General features: G+C 52.0%; 12 protein-coding genes. 6 read left to right on the plus strand and 6 right to left on the minus strand.

What is annotated here, in order from left to right; all coding sequences use genetic code 11:
- Entirely contained in the window at window positions 1–2,373 is a 2,373-nt protein-coding gene (locus tag K7P01_RS23080; RefSeq protein ID WP_267296948.1) for an ABC transporter permease, read from the plus strand.
- 83 nt (window positions 2,374–2,456) lie between these two features.
- On the opposite strand, the gene K7P01_RS23085 is transcribed toward K7P01_RS23080, so the two are convergent.
- A complete protein-coding gene (locus tag K7P01_RS23085; protein WP_267296949.1) occupies window positions 2,457–4,259 on the minus strand; it encodes an ABC transporter ATP-binding protein in 1,803 nt (600 codons plus the stop codon).
- Window positions 4,260–4,383: 124 nt separating this feature from the next.
- Window positions 4,384–5,049 (minus strand): flavin reductase family protein, encoded by a 666-nt coding sequence (locus K7P01_RS23090; RefSeq protein ID WP_267296950.1) that lies wholly within the window; start codon window positions 5,047–5,049, stop codon window positions 4,384–4,386.
- Between the two features lie 140 nt (window positions 5,050–5,189).
- Between K7P01_RS23090 and K7P01_RS23095 the strand changes: the two genes are divergently transcribed.
- Both K7P01_RS23095 and K7P01_RS23100 read left to right on the plus strand, forming a co-directional pair.
- A complete protein-coding gene (locus tag K7P01_RS23095) occupies window positions 5,190–6,650 on the plus strand; it encodes a serine hydrolase domain-containing protein (RefSeq protein WP_267296951.1) in 1,461 nt (486 codons plus the stop codon).
- An 11-nt stretch (window positions 6,651–6,661) separates the two neighbouring features.
- On the plus strand, window positions 6,662–7,558 hold the full coding sequence (locus K7P01_RS23100) for a TolB family protein (RefSeq protein WP_267296952.1): 897 nt from the start codon (window positions 6,662–6,664) through the stop codon (window positions 7,556–7,558).
- Between the two features lie 3 nt (window positions 7,559–7,561).
- Here K7P01_RS23100 and K7P01_RS23105 read toward each other — a convergent pair whose 3' ends face one another.
- Together K7P01_RS23105 and K7P01_RS23110 are read right to left on the minus strand one after the other, a co-directional pair.
- Entirely contained in the window at window positions 7,562–8,395 is an 834-nt protein-coding gene (locus tag K7P01_RS23105) for an energy transducer TonB (protein ID WP_267296953.1), read from the minus strand.
- Between the two features lie 111 nt (window positions 8,396–8,506).
- Entirely contained in the window at window positions 8,507–8,923 is a 417-nt protein-coding gene (locus tag K7P01_RS23110; RefSeq protein ID WP_267296954.1) for a DoxX family protein, read from the minus strand.
- A 113-nt stretch (window positions 8,924–9,036) separates the two neighbouring features.
- On the opposite strand from K7P01_RS23110, the gene K7P01_RS23115 reads away from it, so the two are divergent.
- The gene (locus K7P01_RS23115) at window positions 9,037–9,375 is read left to right on the plus strand and encodes a winged helix-turn-helix transcriptional regulator (protein WP_267296955.1); all 339 of its coding nucleotides are present in this window, start codon (window positions 9,037–9,039) and stop codon (window positions 9,373–9,375) included.
- A 6-nt stretch (window positions 9,376–9,381) separates the two neighbouring features.
- Here K7P01_RS23115 and K7P01_RS23120 read toward each other — a convergent pair whose 3' ends face one another.
- Both K7P01_RS23120 and K7P01_RS23125 read right to left on the minus strand, forming a co-directional pair.
- Window positions 9,382–10,290, minus strand: coding sequence for a helix-turn-helix domain-containing protein (locus K7P01_RS23120; RefSeq protein ID WP_267296956.1), 909 nt, complete (start codon window positions 10,288–10,290; stop codon window positions 9,382–9,384).
- Window positions 10,291–10,340: 50 nt separating this feature from the next.
- On the minus strand, window positions 10,341–11,351 hold the full coding sequence (locus K7P01_RS23125; protein ID WP_267296957.1) for an aldo/keto reductase: 1,011 nt from the start codon (window positions 11,349–11,351) through the stop codon (window positions 10,341–10,343).
- A 181-nt stretch (window positions 11,352–11,532) separates the two neighbouring features.
- On the opposite strand from K7P01_RS23125, the gene K7P01_RS23130 reads away from it, so the two are divergent.
- Together K7P01_RS23130 and K7P01_RS23135 are read left to right on the plus strand one after the other, a co-directional pair.
- Window positions 11,533–13,707 carry a choice-of-anchor tandem repeat GloVer-containing protein gene (locus K7P01_RS23130; protein ID WP_267296958.1) on the plus strand — a complete coding sequence of 725 codons (2,175 nt, stop codon included), beginning with the start codon at window positions 11,533–11,535 and terminating at the stop codon, window positions 13,705–13,707.
- A gap of 1,672 nt (window positions 13,708–15,379) precedes the next feature.
- A complete protein-coding gene (locus K7P01_RS23135; protein WP_267296959.1) occupies window positions 15,380–16,348 on the plus strand; it encodes a hypothetical protein in 969 nt (322 codons plus the stop codon).
- Window positions 16,349–16,433 lie beyond the last annotated feature (85 nt).

Genomic DNA, 16,433 nt, shown 5'->3' on the forward strand with positions numbered 1-16,433 from the left:
ATGCTGTATAATTATTTGAAAATTGCCTTCCGAAGCCTTCGTCGCCACAAGGGCTTCTCGCTGATTAACATCGCCGGTCTTTCGATCGGCATGGCCTGCAGCATTCTTATCCTGCTGTGGGTTCGGGATGAGCTGAGCTATGACCGGTTTCACCGGGACGCAGAGCAGCTATACCGCGTAACGGCCAGTCTCTCGGAAATGAACATCCATGCGGCGGTAGCGCCGGCGCCGTTGCCCGAAGCGCTCCAGGCCCAGGTGCCGGCCATCCGGCAGACGGTGCGGTTGAACGGCATGCGTTCGCTGCTGATGGAAGTAGGAGACCGGATGTTTGAAGAAGAGCGCATCTTCTATGCTGACTCGACCTTCCTCAAAATGTTTTCTTTTAAGCTCGTGGCGGGCGACCCGGCGGAAGCGTTCAAGAACCCCGAGACCATTTTGATCACCGAGTCCATGGCGAAGAAATACTTCGGCAACGAAGACCCGCTGGGCAAGACCATTCGCAGCGATCGTAAGAATGACTTTGCAGTAGCCGGTGTGTTGGCAGACATTCCCCCGAACTCACACCTGCAATTCGATTTTGTGATTCCCATGTCGTTCCTGGCCCGGACAGACCGCGACCTGAAACAACGTGTCTGGGACAACTTCAATTTTTACGACTATATCAAGCTGGACGAAAAGGCCGACGCATCACCCGAAGGGCTGGCTAAACTGGGTGAACAAATCACCGCGGTCTATCGGGCCCATGAAAAGGAGCTGAAGGTGGACTTTCACGTACAGCCTGTCACCGACATTCACCTGCATTCAAACTTCCTGGCCGATCTGCCCGGCCATGGCAACATTCAGTATGTATATATCTTTATCGTGGTGGCCATCTTCATCCTGGTGGTGGCGTGCATCAACTTCATGAACCTGGCCACGGCGCGTTCGGCACGTCGGGCGAAAGAGGTAGGACTGCGTAAAGTGGCGGGTGCCGTACGTGCGCAGCTTGTCCGTCAGTTCCTGGCGGAGTCGTCGCTTATCTCGGTCATTGCGTTGATCGTGGCGGTGCTCATCGTATTTGCGGCGCTGCCCGGTTTTAATACCCTGGCGGGAAAACAACTCTCAATCGACTTGCTGAACGCCAAGCTGGTCGTGGGCTTATTGGGTATTACGTTCCTGACGGGCCTGTTGGCCGGTAGCTATCCTGCGCTCTTCTTGTCGTCATTCATGCCGGCGACTGTATTAAAAGGAAATTTAAAGGCAGGTGCTTCGGGGAGCTTTTTCCGGAACACCATGGTGGTGCTGCAGTTTTCTGTATCGATCATTCTGTTAGTCGGTACCGCGGCAGTATATAAACAGTTGAAGTTTATTCAAAGCCGCAGTCTGGGCTATGACAAAGAGAACCTGGTCTATGTGCCCATGACGGGCGACCTGTGGCAAAAATACCAAACGCTACGCACGTCCCTGGAGCAGGAACCGCTGACACAGCACTTCACCGTGGTGCAAGACCTTCCCACGAACGTTGTAAACGGTACGGTGTCGGTCGAGTGGGAGGGGAAAGACAAAAGCTCGCAGCCGCTCTTTTGCAATATGGCCATCGACGAAAACTTTCTCGATGTGTTTAAGGTCACCTTGCTCGACGGACGTGGATTCGCCAAAGACTCTAAAGCCGACACGTCCAATTACCTGGTAAACGAGTCTGCACTCCGCACGATGGGCATGAATGTCGAAACGGCCGTAGGCAAGCCCCTCACATTGTGGGGCAACAAAGGAATGATTATCGGCGTGGTAAAGGACTTTAACTTCAAGCCCATACAGCAACCCATCGAGCCGCTCATTCTCCGGTTGAATACCTGGGGTGGCGCGGCGGTTGTGCGTACGGCTCCCGGTGAAACCGAGAACACCATCAAAGCGCTGGGGCGGATCTGCCAAACGTTGAACCCGGAGTATCCGTTCTCCTATAAATTTATCGATCAGGACCTCGACAACATGTACCGGGCCGAGCAACGTCTGGGAGGCCTGTTCAACATCTTTGCCGTGCTGGCCATCTTTATCTCATGCCTGGGCTTGTACGGCCTCTCAGCCTTCCTGGCAGAGCGGCGTACAAAAGAGCTGGGCGTGCGGAAGGTACTGGGCGCTTCGCTTGGGCACCTCGTCTACTTGCTGCTGTCGACCTTCACCAAGCCCGTGCTGATCGCCATGCTGGTGGCAGCGCCCATCGGCTGGTATGCCATGAGCCGCTGGCTGGAAGGTTTTGCCTTCCACATCACGCTGGACTGGACCATCTTTGCGTTCGCCTTCGTCGTAGCGCTGTTCATTGCCTGGATCACTGTAAGCTACGAGTCTATCAAGGCCGCGTTGACCAACCCGGCCAAGTCGCTGAAAGACGAATAGAATAACTAACACTGGAGAGAGAAAAAAAGAAGGCAGCGTTGCCTTCTTTTTTTCTATGCTAAAAGCTGCCGTACTTGTAAGCGCTACCCAGCAGCCGAGATTTCATCGACAGCTGGAGACTGCAGTTCGGCGGTCGTAGCCTGATGCGCCCAGAGCTCATTGAACACCAGGCTGCTGCGTTTCAATTCTTCAAAGGTGCCCTCTTCAATCACGGCGCCGTCCCGTAAAATATAGATATAATCGAACTCGGTGAGCAAGTGCAGGCGGTGCAGCGAAGAGATAACAGCCTTGTCCTGCATGGTATCGAACAGGGCGCTATAGATGCGTTTCTCCGTGCGCGGGTCTACACTGCTGGTGGGCTCGTCCATCAGGATGATGCTGCTCGAGCGGGCCGCGAGGATACCGCGTGCCAATGCCAGCCGTTGCTTTTGTCCACCGGACAGGTTCACGCCTTTTTCCTGGATGTTGGTCTCCAACCCGTGCGGCAGGGTGCGCACGACGCCCGCAAACTGGGCGGCCTCGCAGGCGGCCATCACCTCTTCCTCGCTAAAGGGTAATCCGAGCGTGATATTGTAACGAATGGTGTTTTCAAAGATCTCGGGATCTTGCGGGAACAACGTCACCGTACCACCGAGGCTGGTGAACGGTACCGGCTGGGTTTGATCGATTACCGTCTGCACGCCGGGTGCCGGTGTATACAGGCCACGCAAGGTGGCCAGCAAGGTGCTCTTGCCGCTGCCGCTTTCCCCGATCAGGGCGATGCGCTTGCCACGCTGTATGCGCAGGTGTACGTTGTTCAGGCCCGTGGCGCGACCGAGTGTCTGGTCGTTGGCGCGGGTGAAGCTCAGCTGCTGAATGTTGATCTCGTTCCACTGCGCAGGCAGCGTACTTTCTTCCGGCGTATGTTTCTCGTCCCACGCGCGCTCGATGTCGGCTACGTTCTGTACGTCGCTGTGGTATTTAATGATCTGCGTGTATTGTGCTGCGATGTCGTTAAAGACGCTGGTAAACTGGTTTACATACCCCAGCAAAACCACCAGCCCACCGATGAGGAACGGCTGGCCGGTGTGCCAATGCTGGTATAGGTAACCGACGGTGATGGTGGCATAGATCAGGCCGACCATCATCTGCGCCACAAACCACTTCCACTCGTTGATGATCACATTACGTCGGAATGGCGGGAACACAGCCGCCACCTTTTGCATAAAGCTGTGCTGCATACTCTTCTCCAGGCGCAGCGTAATCACCGTGACGATGTTGGAGAGACTGTCGAAAAGTGTGGACGATACCTCGTGCTCGCGGCTGTTGGTTTCGCGCAGCGTTTGCAGGTAAGGTTTGTCGAATTTCACGATGATAAAAATCGTCAGCACGCCGATCAGCACCCCGATGGCGCCAAACAGCGGCGAGAAGTACAACATTGCCGCGAACGAAAAGAAGAACTTTCCGAAGGAGTAGAAATAGATAAAGCCATGTTGGAAGAAGTCGCGAAGTCCTTCGTGGGCTTTGCGCAGCCGGCTGATGGTGGAGCCACTGTGATTGTCCTGGTGCCATTTCACCGGCAGATGCAGTACCTTGTGGTAAAGCTCATCAATGAAGTTACTGCTCAGGTTGAAGGCCAGCTTGCGTTCCATGACGCGCGCAGGCCCGTGGAAGGCCCACTCCAGTAACCGCAGCCCGAGAAAGCCCAGGGCGTAAATCCAACCTTGCTTCAGGATGTCAGCGCCTTGTTGTTGCAACGAGTCGATGAACCAACCGTAAAAGAGTGGGTTCATGGCGATCGTAATGTTGGCGAGAACGAAGAGCGTGTAGATCAGTGCAAAGCGTCCTCGTTCCTGACGGGCATATTTCCAGGCTTTGGCAAGCAGGGAAAAGTAGGGGTTTTTCATGCTGGTTCCTTCGTGCGTAATTACGCAAAGGTCCGGAGAAACGTTCCCTGCGAGCCACTTCTATTGCAGGTAGATATTACATGGAAGCGGATTTCTTCTGATATGAAAAATTTACGGGTAAGTACTAGCGGGGCGCGGCGAGCTCCGCGTCGGCGGTGCGGTATAAATGCTCCGGAACCTGCGCCAGCGCGGAGGAATGTACCCGCTCACCCAAACCATAAAACTGCTGAAAACTCATAATCAACGGCCGCCACTTGTCCGGATCGACGTGATTCGGACGATCGTCGGCCAGGATCGACTCGTGCAGGTGAACGCGAAGTATCTTCAGCTCGAACGACAGGATACGAATGTTGGCCGCACCCGCATCCGCACCGATTGGGTGAATGGCCACCAGCGACGCTTCCAGCTGTACAGGACATTCGTAAATACGTGGTGTATCCACTAGGTTGGACGGCAACGGTGTAAAGCCCGACCGACGCCACTTGTCTGACTCGTGCTGGTACCCGCGGCTGGCTTTGCCCGGCGGAACGGGATCGGAGCCGGTCGTCAGGGCCAACCGGTCCACGCCGGCAGCCTGGTCGACGGAGGGAAGATTCAACACACATTCGCGTGCACGCAAAAGATTTTCGGTGGTTTTGGACTGTGCCGAGAGCCCGATCATACAACGATAGCCGAGCCAGAACACCGACGAGATCGGGGCCAGGTTAGAGGTGCCATCTTCGTTGAGGGTACTGATCACGACGACGGGTGTACCAAAATATAAAATGGAAGGACTGCTGACGTGGTGCATAGATGTTGTTTTGATAACAAAGCTGGCATACGCACAGCGCGGGCAAAACCTGTTTCTTGCTATTCTATCGCGAGGTATTTACGGCATTGGTATTTGTAACAGTATAGATGTATATTGGTATTCACCTTAACCCGTTTCCCATGAATCGTAACATTTTTGCGAGCGTAGCCGTCGCCGCCTGTTGTGTCTTATCGTGCAGCCAGCCTAAGCCGGCATCAGACAACGTACAGGATCGCATCAGTGATGTAGAGAAGAACCTTTTCGCCCCGGTGCGGATAGAAGGCGAGGGGCCCTGGACCATAGAGGAGCGCCTGGCCGTTCATAAAATCCATGGCGTGAGCATTGCCGTGATCAGGGATTACAAGCTCGATTGGGCCAAGGCCTACGGATGGGCGGATAGCGCAGAGCAACGGGCCGTGACCACCGAAACGGTGTTTCAGGCAGCGTCCATCAGCAAGTCATTAAACGCCGTGGGATTGTTGAAGCTGGCGCAAGATGGCAAGGTAGCGTTGGATACAGATATTAATACCTATCTCACTTCCTGGAAGTTCCCCTACGATTCCGCATCTCATGGCAAAAAGATAACGATCACCAACTTGCTATCGCACACCGCGGGGCTCACCGTGCACGGCTTTGGCGGTTACGCCCCGGGAGATTCCTTACCAACCATAATCGAAATCCTAAATGGAAAGAAGCCCGCTAACTCGGACGCTGTGCGGTCGATGCGAGAGCCCGATCAGGCGCCCATATACTCCGGCGGGGGCACCACCATCAGTCAGTTGATCGCCATGGACGTCACGGGCCAACCGTATGATGTTTTTATGGAGCAGTCGGTGCTAAAACCGCTGGGAATGATCAACAGCTTCTATACACAGCCACCCCCGGCGGCCAAACAAGCGCAACTAACGACAGCATATCACCACGACGGCACACCGGTAGCGGGAAAATTCCACATCTACCCGGAACAAGCTGCCGCCGGGTTATGGACAACACCCACCGACCTGGCCCGGTATATAATCGAAACACAGCTGGCCCTGCAGGGCAAATCTTCAAAAGTATTGACCCAGGCATATACCGAGAAAAGACTCACGCCTTATCGCGAGGCCGCCGGGTTAGGGGTGTTTATTACCAATCGCGACAATGCCCGGTATTTTGAGCACGGCGGTTCTAACGACGGCTTTCGATGTTTTTACACCGGTAGTTTCGAAGGTGGCAACGGCGTAGCAATCATGGTAAACTCCGATAACGGCGCGATTCTGCACGAACTGCTTAACAGCGTAGCAATCGCCTATCACTGGAAAGGATTTGAAGTACCGGCACCCAAGAAGATTGCCAAGCTCGATCCGCACCAGTGGAAATCGCTGGAGGGCAGATACTCCATGGTAGGCAGACCTGACGCGCATTTGCAATTAACATCACGAGACGAGAAGTTGATCCTGAAACAAGAATGGGATGGACGCGAAGTTGTGTTCGAAGCCGAATCAGAGACTGCCTTTTTTGCCAAAGACTTCCACTTTCCAATCAAGGTTACGAAAAAAGAACAGGGCGCTGTAACAGAATTCCTGGCGTTTGATAAAGATGTGTGGGTGAGAGTAAAATAAATAGGAGCAGCATGAATGTTGTCAGATTTTTAATAGTCATATGCTTGTTCAACGTGTTTGCATGCACCACGCGCGAGGAAAAGGGACATAACCATATTCCATATCCCTTTCCGCTGCCCGATACAACGGCCCTTACTTTCCTGAAGGGAGTCGTGTCGGGCGACTCGCTGGACTTTAATGCAGCGTTTTCGCCCGACGGCAAAGCGTACTACTTCACGCGGTCCATAAAGGGGCAATTGATCCTCTACGTCGCGCGGTATGATAGTATATGGCATACGGCCGTGCCGGTGCCATTTACCGAAGCCGGCTACTCGCAGGCCGATCCGGCCTTTGGGCCGGATGGTAAACTATACTTTATTTCCAACCGCCCGAAAGATGCACGTGATACACTGGCAGACTATGATATCTGGTTTGTAACTCCGCAAGCGGAGGGCTGGTCGCCGATTCAAAACCTGACGGCAGTCAACTCCGACAGCAATGAATATTATATCTCCGTGGCGCACAACAGCAACCTTTACTTTGCATCGTCCCGTGCCGGTGGCCTGGGGCAGGAAGATATTTATGTGAGCGCGTACAGCGAAGGGAACTATGGCATGCCTCGGAACCTCGGCCCCGCCATTAACTCAGAGAAGTCAGAATACGATCCCGGCATTTCGCAACAGGAAGATATGCTGGTATTTGCATCGTCTAAGCGCAGTGATACGTTTGGCGGTGCCGATCTCTATGGCGCTGTGCGCGGCAAGGATGGCGTGTGGAAGCCGGCCGTTCACTTCGGTCCGGCGTTTAATACCGGCACGCGCGAGTATTGCCCGTATTTCGCGCCGGGTGGAGATTATTTCTTTTTCAGTAGCCAGGGCGATGTGAAGTGGATTGACATCAAAGCGGTTCGAAGTGTGTTGCGGCCATAAAGGTTAATCGTCGTTGCGCTTTTTGCGTTTACGGCCTTTCTTTTCGTCGTCGTCCTCGTCTTCGCCGTCGAGCTTGAAGTATAACGGCAGTCTCATTTTTACTTTTACGGGCTTGTTTTTATAGGTAGCAGGCTTGAAGGGGCGGAGGGTCTTCAGTGCAGTTACAGCGGCAGCGTCGCAGTTGTCGCTGATGCCTTGGATGACGACAATCTCGTCTAACGTACCGGTTTTGGTGATAACAAATTCCAGCGTCACGGTGCCTGTAATGCCCAGGCGCCTGGCTGCGTCGGGGTATACCAGTGCCTGCCCAAGCTCGCGATTAAATGCGGCGGTGCCACCGGGGTATTCCGCCTGGATGTTACCCCCTGAATAAAGGGTGTCGCCCTTTTCAGGGCGTACGATGCCACCGCAGGTAAGCAATGAGTCTTCGATGATCAGAAACGTAGCATTCCAGCCTGGTGTTGCAGCCTGAGGCACAAAACCGTTGCCTTGTGTTAGCAAGGGTTTACCTTCTGAAGACCAAAATTGTATATACCGTGTGTTCTCACCGCCGTAAAGTGCTTCGGCGTTGGGCGCGCCCGAGCGATAATACCATTTGTATACCCCGGTCTTCTTATCGTTCGTATAGTATCCCTCTTCTTTTTTGTTCTTTGATGGCAACCAGTAATAGCGATGCAGCTCTTTACCGTCGGCCGTTTTCTCCACGGTACGGTAGTAGGCCGCGCTTGCTTCATCGAGCGCATTTGTGCCGTCTTCTTTGTAATACCGGATTTTGTCTTGCGCAGCAAGGAAAGTGTTAAGGAGCAACAGGAGGGCTCCGGAGATGAGGAGTTTCATGATACGATACTGTTCAGCGAACTGTAATACATCGAGAGGGCACCGAAATATAGGTATAAAATACTATATCTCGGTGCCGATGTAATGTCGCCGATAAAGTTACCACATTGTTTAGGGATGCTTCGGCGCAATAGACGCTTTACGCCATCGTCCCCAGGCGACAAATGCCGACAAAGCTGCAAATAGTACATTGAACCCGATCTGCGATCCCTCGCCGCGAGAAATGTGAAAGGCGCTGGCACAGAACATCAATACGACGATACCCACGGCTGCGATTGCTGTAAGCCGGGGCTGTATCCGCAGTAATGCGGGCAGAATCAACCCCAGCCCCCCCAGCAGATCAACCACGCCGGTGAGTTTTAGCACGGCTACGGGCACCTCGCCCGCCCACGGCCACATGGCGGCAACTTCGCCTACGGGTTGAAACAATTTTACCGCACTGGCCCACAGGAGTGTTATGGCTACTAGTATTTGCACCACCCACAGGGTGATGTGCAAGGCTTTCGAAGGTTTAGGTTGATTTGTCATGATGTTCGTATGATGGCCAAAGGTATTGTATCTTTGCTTTCCGTTGGTAAGCACTATCCTGCGGGAAAGCGCTTACCTACAGGATAGTATCGATCAATAACACCCCTACACAAATGCTGACACGCGGAGGATGCCCCAAGAACATGATGTCGATCCGGGATGCCCTGGAAGCCCTGGAAGGAAAGTGGAAGCTGCTGATCTTGTTTTCGCTCGCCACCGGTCCCAAACGGTTTAAAACGATTTCGAAAGATGTGGAGGGTATATCCGATAAGATTCTTTCGAAAGAACTCAAGAACCTCGAGATGAACAGCCTCATCACCCGCGCGGTATACGACACTTTTCCGCCCACCGTGGAATATGCCATCACCCCCCACGGCCAGTCGCTGGAGAAGGTCATGGAGGAGCTACACTTTTGGGGACTTTCCCATCGTAAGAAGATTATGGGCAAATAGTCAGTGTCACTGATAGGACTGCCGATATTCCCGCGGCGAGACGTTGGTCTTGCTTTTGAAGAGCTTGTTGAACGACTGCGGAAATTCAAAGCCGAGACGATAGGCAATTTCTGCTACCGGCAGCGAGGTGGTGGTGAGTAGTTCTTTGGCTTTGTCGAGCAACCTGGTTTGAATGTGCTGTTTGGTGTTTTGTCCGGTATGGGCGCGCAGCATATCGCTCAGGTAATTGGGCGAAATGTGGAGCTTGCCGGCAATATACTGCACCGACGGCGGTCCGGCCTGTTCTATTTTGTCACTGTTGAAGTACTCTTCTAACAACGTTTCGAGTTTGATCAGTATATCGTTGTTGACGGTTTTGCGCGTAATAAATTGGCGGTTATAAAAACGATTGGCATAGTTTAACAGCAAGTCGATGTGCGATACAATTACATCCTGACTAAAGGAATCGATCGGGGCGGCGATCTCCCGCTCGATGTTCTGCATCATGTCGGCAATCATCGTCTCTTCCGTATCGGATAAATGCAAGGCTTCATGTACCGCATACGAGAAAAAGCCGTACTCTTTGATCTTGGTGGCCAGCGGATAGGATTGAAAAAAATCAGGATGTGCCATCAACAGATATCCCGACACAGGTACCGGGCTCAGTGCCTCGATTTGAATAACTTGCCTGGGCGCCGTGAAGGTCATCACCCCTTCGTTAAAGTCTAAATACTGTTGACCATATTTTATCTTGCCTTCGAAATTCATCTTCAGGGCAATGCAATAGTAGCTATACGATGCAAACGCTTCCAGCCGGTGAAGCGCTGAAACGACATCGTCCAGCTTGACCACGCTCACCAGCGGATGTTTTGGTTTCTTCAACCCCAGCGTGCTGTGCAGTACCGAGATGGAGTCTACGTAATGTGGTGTTTTCATAGAGAGGAAGATAGAAAGCAGCCCAGGCGTGCCGCTTTCCGGAGATAAATTTAATCAATTAACTGCATACCGAAGTCATCATAGCGATTGCCCGTCTCCGTGCCCAACGGAATGATACTTTCAAGTTTTGCCAGGTCATCGCTTGTCAATGTGACACTGGCAGCGGCGATATTTTGCTCCAGGTATTTCACACGTTTGGTGCCGGGAATGGGCAACGATCCTTTTGCGATCGTCCAGGCAATGGCGAGTTGTGTACTGGCGATACCCTTGTCGGCAGCCATCTGCTCGATCGCTTGCAGCAGCTCCAGGTTCTTCTGAAACTGCTCCCCCTGGTACTTGGGCATACCGCGCCGGAAGTCGTTTTCCGGCAGATCGTCGGGCTTCCGGAATTGCCCGGAAAGGAATCCTCTCCCGAGTGGTGAATAGGCCACCAGGCCAACGCCCAGGTCACGCAACGCGCTGGTAATGCCGGCTTCTTCAATGCTGCGCTCAAACAGCGAGTATTCGCTCTGAACCGCCGTGATAGGATGCACTGCATGTGCTTTACGGAGCGTGGAGGAAGATACTTCCGACAGGCCGATATATTTCACCTTGCCCTCTTTCACCAAGGCACTCATAGCCTCTACCGTTTCCTCAATAGGGGTGTTCTTATCGAGACGATGCAGGTAGTATAGATCGATGTAGTCCGTATTCAGGTTCCTGAGCGAGCGCTCGACCGATTTCCGAACATAATCTTTTTTACCGTTGATAACCCACGTGAGTTTTTCTTCGTCGTCGATCTCCCAACCAAATTTAGTGGCCACGGTATAGCGGTCGCGTTGACCATTAATAGCTTTGCCGACGAGACGCTCGTTCAGGAACGGACCGTACATATCGGCCGTATCGAGAAAGTTGCCGCCCAGCTCCAATGATCGATGAATGGTGGCAATCGCTTCGGCCTCATCCGCCCGCCCATACATATCATTGTCCATAAAGCCGGTCATGCCCATGCAGCCCAGTCCGATAGTCGGAACGACGAGCCCCTGGCTACCGAGTTTGATTTGTGTTAATGTTGTTTTCATAGGACAAAGCTCCACATCCCGATGTGTCCAAAAGTATCCGAACCCCCGAAGGATGTAGCCGGATTCCGGATCTTCTTTCCCAAAAATCAGGATTGCACACACACGCACAGGTTACATATGCCGCTCGAAAACGATATAGCCGCAAGACTCTCCGTTTTCGCAACTAAACACCATACGTCCTGTGTTACCGCTCACCCTGCGCCAAAGTCTGCTGTGTTTCCTTCTGTTTTTCCTTATTTGCACTACTTCATACGCTCAACGCGAGCTTTGGGGCTCGTCCATGTCCGGAGGAGACTATAACAACGGGTTTATTTTCCGGTCCGACTCCATCGGCGACAATTTGCAAATCGTACATCATTTCAAAACAGACATCGACGGCGAGAACATCAGCGCGTTGACACTGGCCAGTAACAACAAGCTCTACGGCATGGCCGCCTCGGGTGGCTCGCCGTCGGCAGGTATATATTCCAGCGGCACACTATTCGAATACGACCCGGCCACCGATCAGTTTCGTGTGCTGGCCGCCTTCGGTACCAACCTCACGGGGCTTCCATCAAATCCGACCCTTCCACGGGCAGAAGGAAAGCCGGTATTGACAGAGATCCGGCCCGGCGTGCTATACGGACTTTTGCGTCAGGGAACCTATGTGTTTTCCTATAACATCAACACAGGCGAGTTCACCAGACCTTTCATTCTTCCGACCTATACAGGCGACGCCATGAATAGCACCCTGCAAAATAAATTGAACCAGGGGTTCTACAAGGTTGGCAATTATTGGTATGCGACTACATCCACCAATTCGCAGTGTCCCATTCCCAACCCGTACGCTGGCTCCTTTATGCGCATGGACGCCAATGGCAACGGCATTGAGGTGTTTTTTAAGGCCAGCTGTCTGGTGTCGGACGGTTATTCCTACGACGGCTCTTTGGCCGAAGTAAACGGGAAGCTCTATGGAACGACGGCATACGGTGGGACGGGCAACAGCGGTGTGATCTATGAATACAGCCCTACAGCAAACACCTATACCAAACTTCATGACTTCGTCGGCTACCCCTATAGCTACCAGGTGCAGTCATTGATCTCGGTTGGCAATGGCAAGCTCTATGGCACCGCCCACGGTGGTGGCATCCCTGAGCCCGGTCCCGGCCTTCCTGCCGGTGGCGGCATACTGTTTGAATTCGACCTTGCAACTGGAACCTTTACGAAGAAGTATAGCTTTACGATTGCAGGCCAGTCAATCTATGACCTGGGCGTTTTTCCCACGCCACTGATCCAGGGCAAGAACAAGAAGCTCTATGGCGCCACGCAATATGGCATCTTTGAATATAATCCGACCGACGGTGTCATGCGCACGGCAGGTCGCTTCAATGGAGTAGGCTACGCTCCATCACTGATACCAATTTGCCGCAAGCCTGCCTACACACCACTCGAGCAAACAACCTACTCCGTCTGCGCTGACGCCCCCTTTACAGTGGACCTGGGCAGCAACAATACCACAACCGCCAGCTGGAAACACGACGGCGTACCGGATGATAAACAGACATCCACAACACTGCACTTCCAGGCCTTCACATCAGCCCACGCCGGTACCTGGGTCTGCACGATGGCGAATGAATGTGGTACCACCGTGTCACAGACCATAACCTTGCAATTTGGTTCTCCTGCCCAGCCGGTAATTACCGCGAATGGACCTCTTGCGTTTTGCTCGGGCGGAAGCGTTACGCTCTCTGCCCCGGAAGGGTTTAATGAATATCACTGGAGCAACGGTGCCACCACGCGCGCAATTGAGGTGAACGAGAGCGGCGGCTATGATGTTTCCGTAGACAACGGCTGCCCCAGTCCGCCATCGGCGGCAGTGAACATAACGGTACATGCTTTACCGGCTACACCAACATTGACTGAAGATGCATCGGGCACGACCTTAACAGCCACCAGCAACGCCGATACCTATCGATGGACACTAAACGACGTTGCGTTGCAAACACATGCGGCCACTATCACCGCGACGGAGTCAGGCCTCTATAAGGTTTATAGCATAAGCGAAGCAGAATGTGTTTCCGCCGGCTACGCGTCTCGCCAAATCGTTATTACGGGAATGGAAGAGCGTTCAGATCAGGCACTGAAAGTTTATCCCAATCCCAGTAAGGGTGTGTTTCAGATACGTGTGAATAATACTTTGCGCGGTACAGCTTCGGTGTCGGTGGTCAATGCTCAAGGGAATATTGTTCATGCGCTGACAATCACCCTGACGAAAGACCCCGCCACGATATCGCTGGAGCATCTCCCTGCGGGGCTGTATAATTTGGTGGTCCACAAAGATGTTATTGTTCTGGTAAAGAAAATTGTGATTCGGTAATGTAGAGCGGAAAAGGTTGTTGTTTACGACTGGCGTGAGTCCTGGCGCTGCATGCGCAACTGCATGTCGTGCCGTGTCAGAACAGTTTACGTTCTCCGCTGGCACTGGAACAACATAGCTATAAACCCTGGTTTCCTGTTTTTTCGTCACAGTTTCCTTTGTCGTGTAGACATAGTGTAGCACTGGCTGTTGAGCGACGTCTGGTGCTTTTTCCAGGGCTATAGGTGACATACTTTCAGTCACAACCGGCGTATCGGTCACATGCGCTGCATCGGCTTCGCTTCCGTCGTCTTCCGGAGCTTCTCCGGATGCGCCATCCTTCCCCTGCAGGGCCATAATCTTCGCCGCGCCGAACCGCGGTATTTCTCTGATCTTTCCGTTTTCGCGAAACGCGCCATATTCGATTCCTATCGATAGCATCAATGTCCATGCATCGTCCGGCGGGAGTGCCGCGTCCATCGTGAGCTCCAGCGTAGTACCGGGCATACCTTCCAGAGAAGGATTCCAATCCGTCGAAGCGTCTATCGAATTGTAAGCCCGGCTATACCAGGTTGGCGGCAGGTATTCTTTGGACGGCACGTCGTATGTCACATCGGGTACAATTCCCAATGTGACGGTCAGGCGAAACATGGCATGATTGTTTTGTGGGAAATAATTAATATCACGCAGCAGTTCCGGAAGATCGATGCGCGCCGAACGCTTCTGGCGGTCCATTGTATAATATATAGGTGCGCGCACGATGGAATCGAAGCTTGGGGCTTTTAGCGTGGTGGAGAAACCTTCGAGCAGGCGCGTATGTTCGGAGAGGGTAATCCGGCGGCGGCCCCATTCGCTGGTGCCATCGCGCAATTGTACCTGGCGCATAATGCTGTTGATGTCGCTGCCGAAATTATAGTCCGAGAGGTGTCGGATCTGAATCAACGCCTTGCGCACGTAACTGCCGTGACGTGAGCAGCCGCCGAATTCCGACATGGTGCGGCGCGTATTTGCAAAGCTGGCGGCAGTTTTTACTTTTTCGCCACTCGGGCCGCCTTTGCGGCGGACGACAATCCCGTCAACGCCGCGCATGCGGTAGGCGCTGAGCATATCCAACTTGCCAGTAAAGGCGAATGGTCCTTCAAGAAAGGGCATAATCGATTAGTTTTAGCGGTAACGAGAGGGTTTCAGACAACATCGAAATTAGTAACGGTGTCCAGGTCGAATATACGGAAAGGTAGGCATCTTAGAATATATCAAATAGAAATATATTTTTAAAGTTGAAGATCTTAGGGAGATATTGAATAGTTATATAATTATTGAATATCTATTTGGTATGATTTTATTAACTATTGGATATCTATTGAATATATTGGAAGTTGGCTGCAATTGTACCTGATTTTTCAGGGGGCTTGATGGAACTGACGTTGCCTTATGGAGGGAGCCGGGATGTAGCTTTAGCGAACGGGAATCCGGCGGACGACTTGCAGTAATCTGGATTTGTGTCTCTTTCGATAGAATAGTTAATGCTGTTCATGATAGTTTCATTTTTAAACTGTAATATTATCGTATAATAACGTTAGCCACTATTCAATGGTACCATTAGCAGCACATCATTTGGGTATACCATACCAGCCTTCTCCTGAGATCATACCTTACTCGTTATTTTTATTACATATAATTAAAGAAAACAAACATGAAATCAAGTTTTGTATTTTTTGTAGCCATGCTACTTGTTGTACTGTCATGTGACAAAGAAAATGTCGTTTTAAATTCTGCTCCAACAGACCGACTGGTTTTCAAGGATATGGCAGATTTTGATCGAACGTATATAATGCTCTTAGAGAAGTCCACCGTGGAACAGCTGGCCCAATGGGCAACCGAGAAAAATCACACAACGCTTTTGAATACAGAAGATCCGTCCCTGGAAAATTATTCTAGTATGCTTAAAACTATGCTGAATAAGGACTATGAATTTCAGGTAGGAGATAATATTATTTGGTTTAATGAAGGCACATTGTACTCTTTTTCAAAAGACCAGGAGTCCCATTTGAGTGAACTAAAACGCCATCCGGAGAAGTGCACAAAATACGGTGCGGTTACATCCACCGCCATTGGTGCTGCGAATAGCCCAAATGGTCGGCCCGGCACGGCACCCATTCAATGGAATGGTTTAAATGCGCAGAACCAGCGTCCATTTAGCCAACAAACGTACCAGCCCTGTGGCGGGACGCTGGGTAATGCAGCCGGGAATAGAAAGTATGTTCACGAGGTCTATGATGAAACGTACAGCGTTGCCCCTGGTCCTGTGTATTATAGCCATTTGGTTTTGCGGATCAAGCTGGAGTGGAAGGGGAGCGGTAGCTGGAAACCTGCTGGAGAGCAACGGAGAACAACCGTGAGTGTATCGGGATGGGCGCAAATGATTGGTTCCGGACTCCCGCAATATTTTTATAACATCAATACATCCAATGACTGCTATAGTGGGGCTTGGTACGTTCCTATTGTCAACGCCCAGCACGGGCCGTTCTATACAGAGCCTCCATTTTGGCAGTTAAATATGGACGGCGTAATTAATCACAATGTGAAGGGCGACGTGGCTTCTAACGCGTGGGCGAATACTGAATGTCCAAACTGCAGCCCGGCGACCACCTTACTTTGGTAAAGTCGTAGTTTTATTATGTAAGGTATGATGTTGTCAGTATGAGAAGCTGCGTCCAATATGGACGTAGCTTCTTTTTTGAGCTATA

The organism is Parachryseolinea silvisoli, from assembly GCF_021190955.1.
Classification (GTDB): Bacteria; Bacteroidota; Bacteroidia; order Cytophagales; family Cyclobacteriaceae; genus Ohtaekwangia; species Ohtaekwangia silvisoli.

Excerpts from the sequence above, each read along its gene's own strand:
- K7P01_RS23080 (WP_267296948.1), top strand. The coding sequence starts at position 1 with ATGCTGTATAATTATTTGAAAATTGCCTTCCGAAGCCTTCGTCGCCAC.
- K7P01_RS23085 (WP_267296949.1), bottom strand. The coding sequence starts at position 4,259 with ATGAAAAACCCCTACTTTTCCCTGCTTGCCAAAGCCTGGAAATATGCC.
- K7P01_RS23090 (WP_267296950.1), bottom strand. The coding sequence starts at position 5,049 with ATGCACCACGTCAGCAGTCCTTCCATTTTATATTTTGGTACACCCGTC.
- K7P01_RS23095 (WP_267296951.1), top strand. The coding sequence starts at position 5,190 with ATGAATCGTAACATTTTTGCGAGCGTAGCCGTCGCCGCCTGTTGTGTC.
- K7P01_RS23100 (WP_267296952.1), top strand. The coding sequence starts at position 6,662 with ATGAATGTTGTCAGATTTTTAATAGTCATATGCTTGTTCAACGTGTTT.
- K7P01_RS23105 (WP_267296953.1), bottom strand. The coding sequence starts at position 8,395 with ATGAAACTCCTCATCTCCGGAGCCCTCCTGTTGCTCCTTAACACTTTC.
- K7P01_RS23110 (WP_267296954.1), bottom strand. The coding sequence starts at position 8,923 with ATGACAAATCAACCTAAACCTTCGAAAGCCTTGCACATCACCCTGTGG.
- K7P01_RS23115 (WP_267296955.1), top strand. The coding sequence starts at position 9,037 with ATGCTGACACGCGGAGGATGCCCCAAGAACATGATGTCGATCCGGGAT.
- K7P01_RS23120 (WP_267296956.1), bottom strand. The coding sequence starts at position 10,290 with ATGAAAACACCACATTACGTAGACTCCATCTCGGTACTGCACAGCACG.
- K7P01_RS23125 (WP_267296957.1), bottom strand. The coding sequence starts at position 11,351 with ATGAAAACAACATTAACACAAATCAAACTCGGTAGCCAGGGGCTCGTC.
- K7P01_RS23135 (WP_267296959.1), top strand. The coding sequence starts at position 15,380 with ATGAAATCAAGTTTTGTATTTTTTGTAGCCATGCTACTTGTTGTACTG.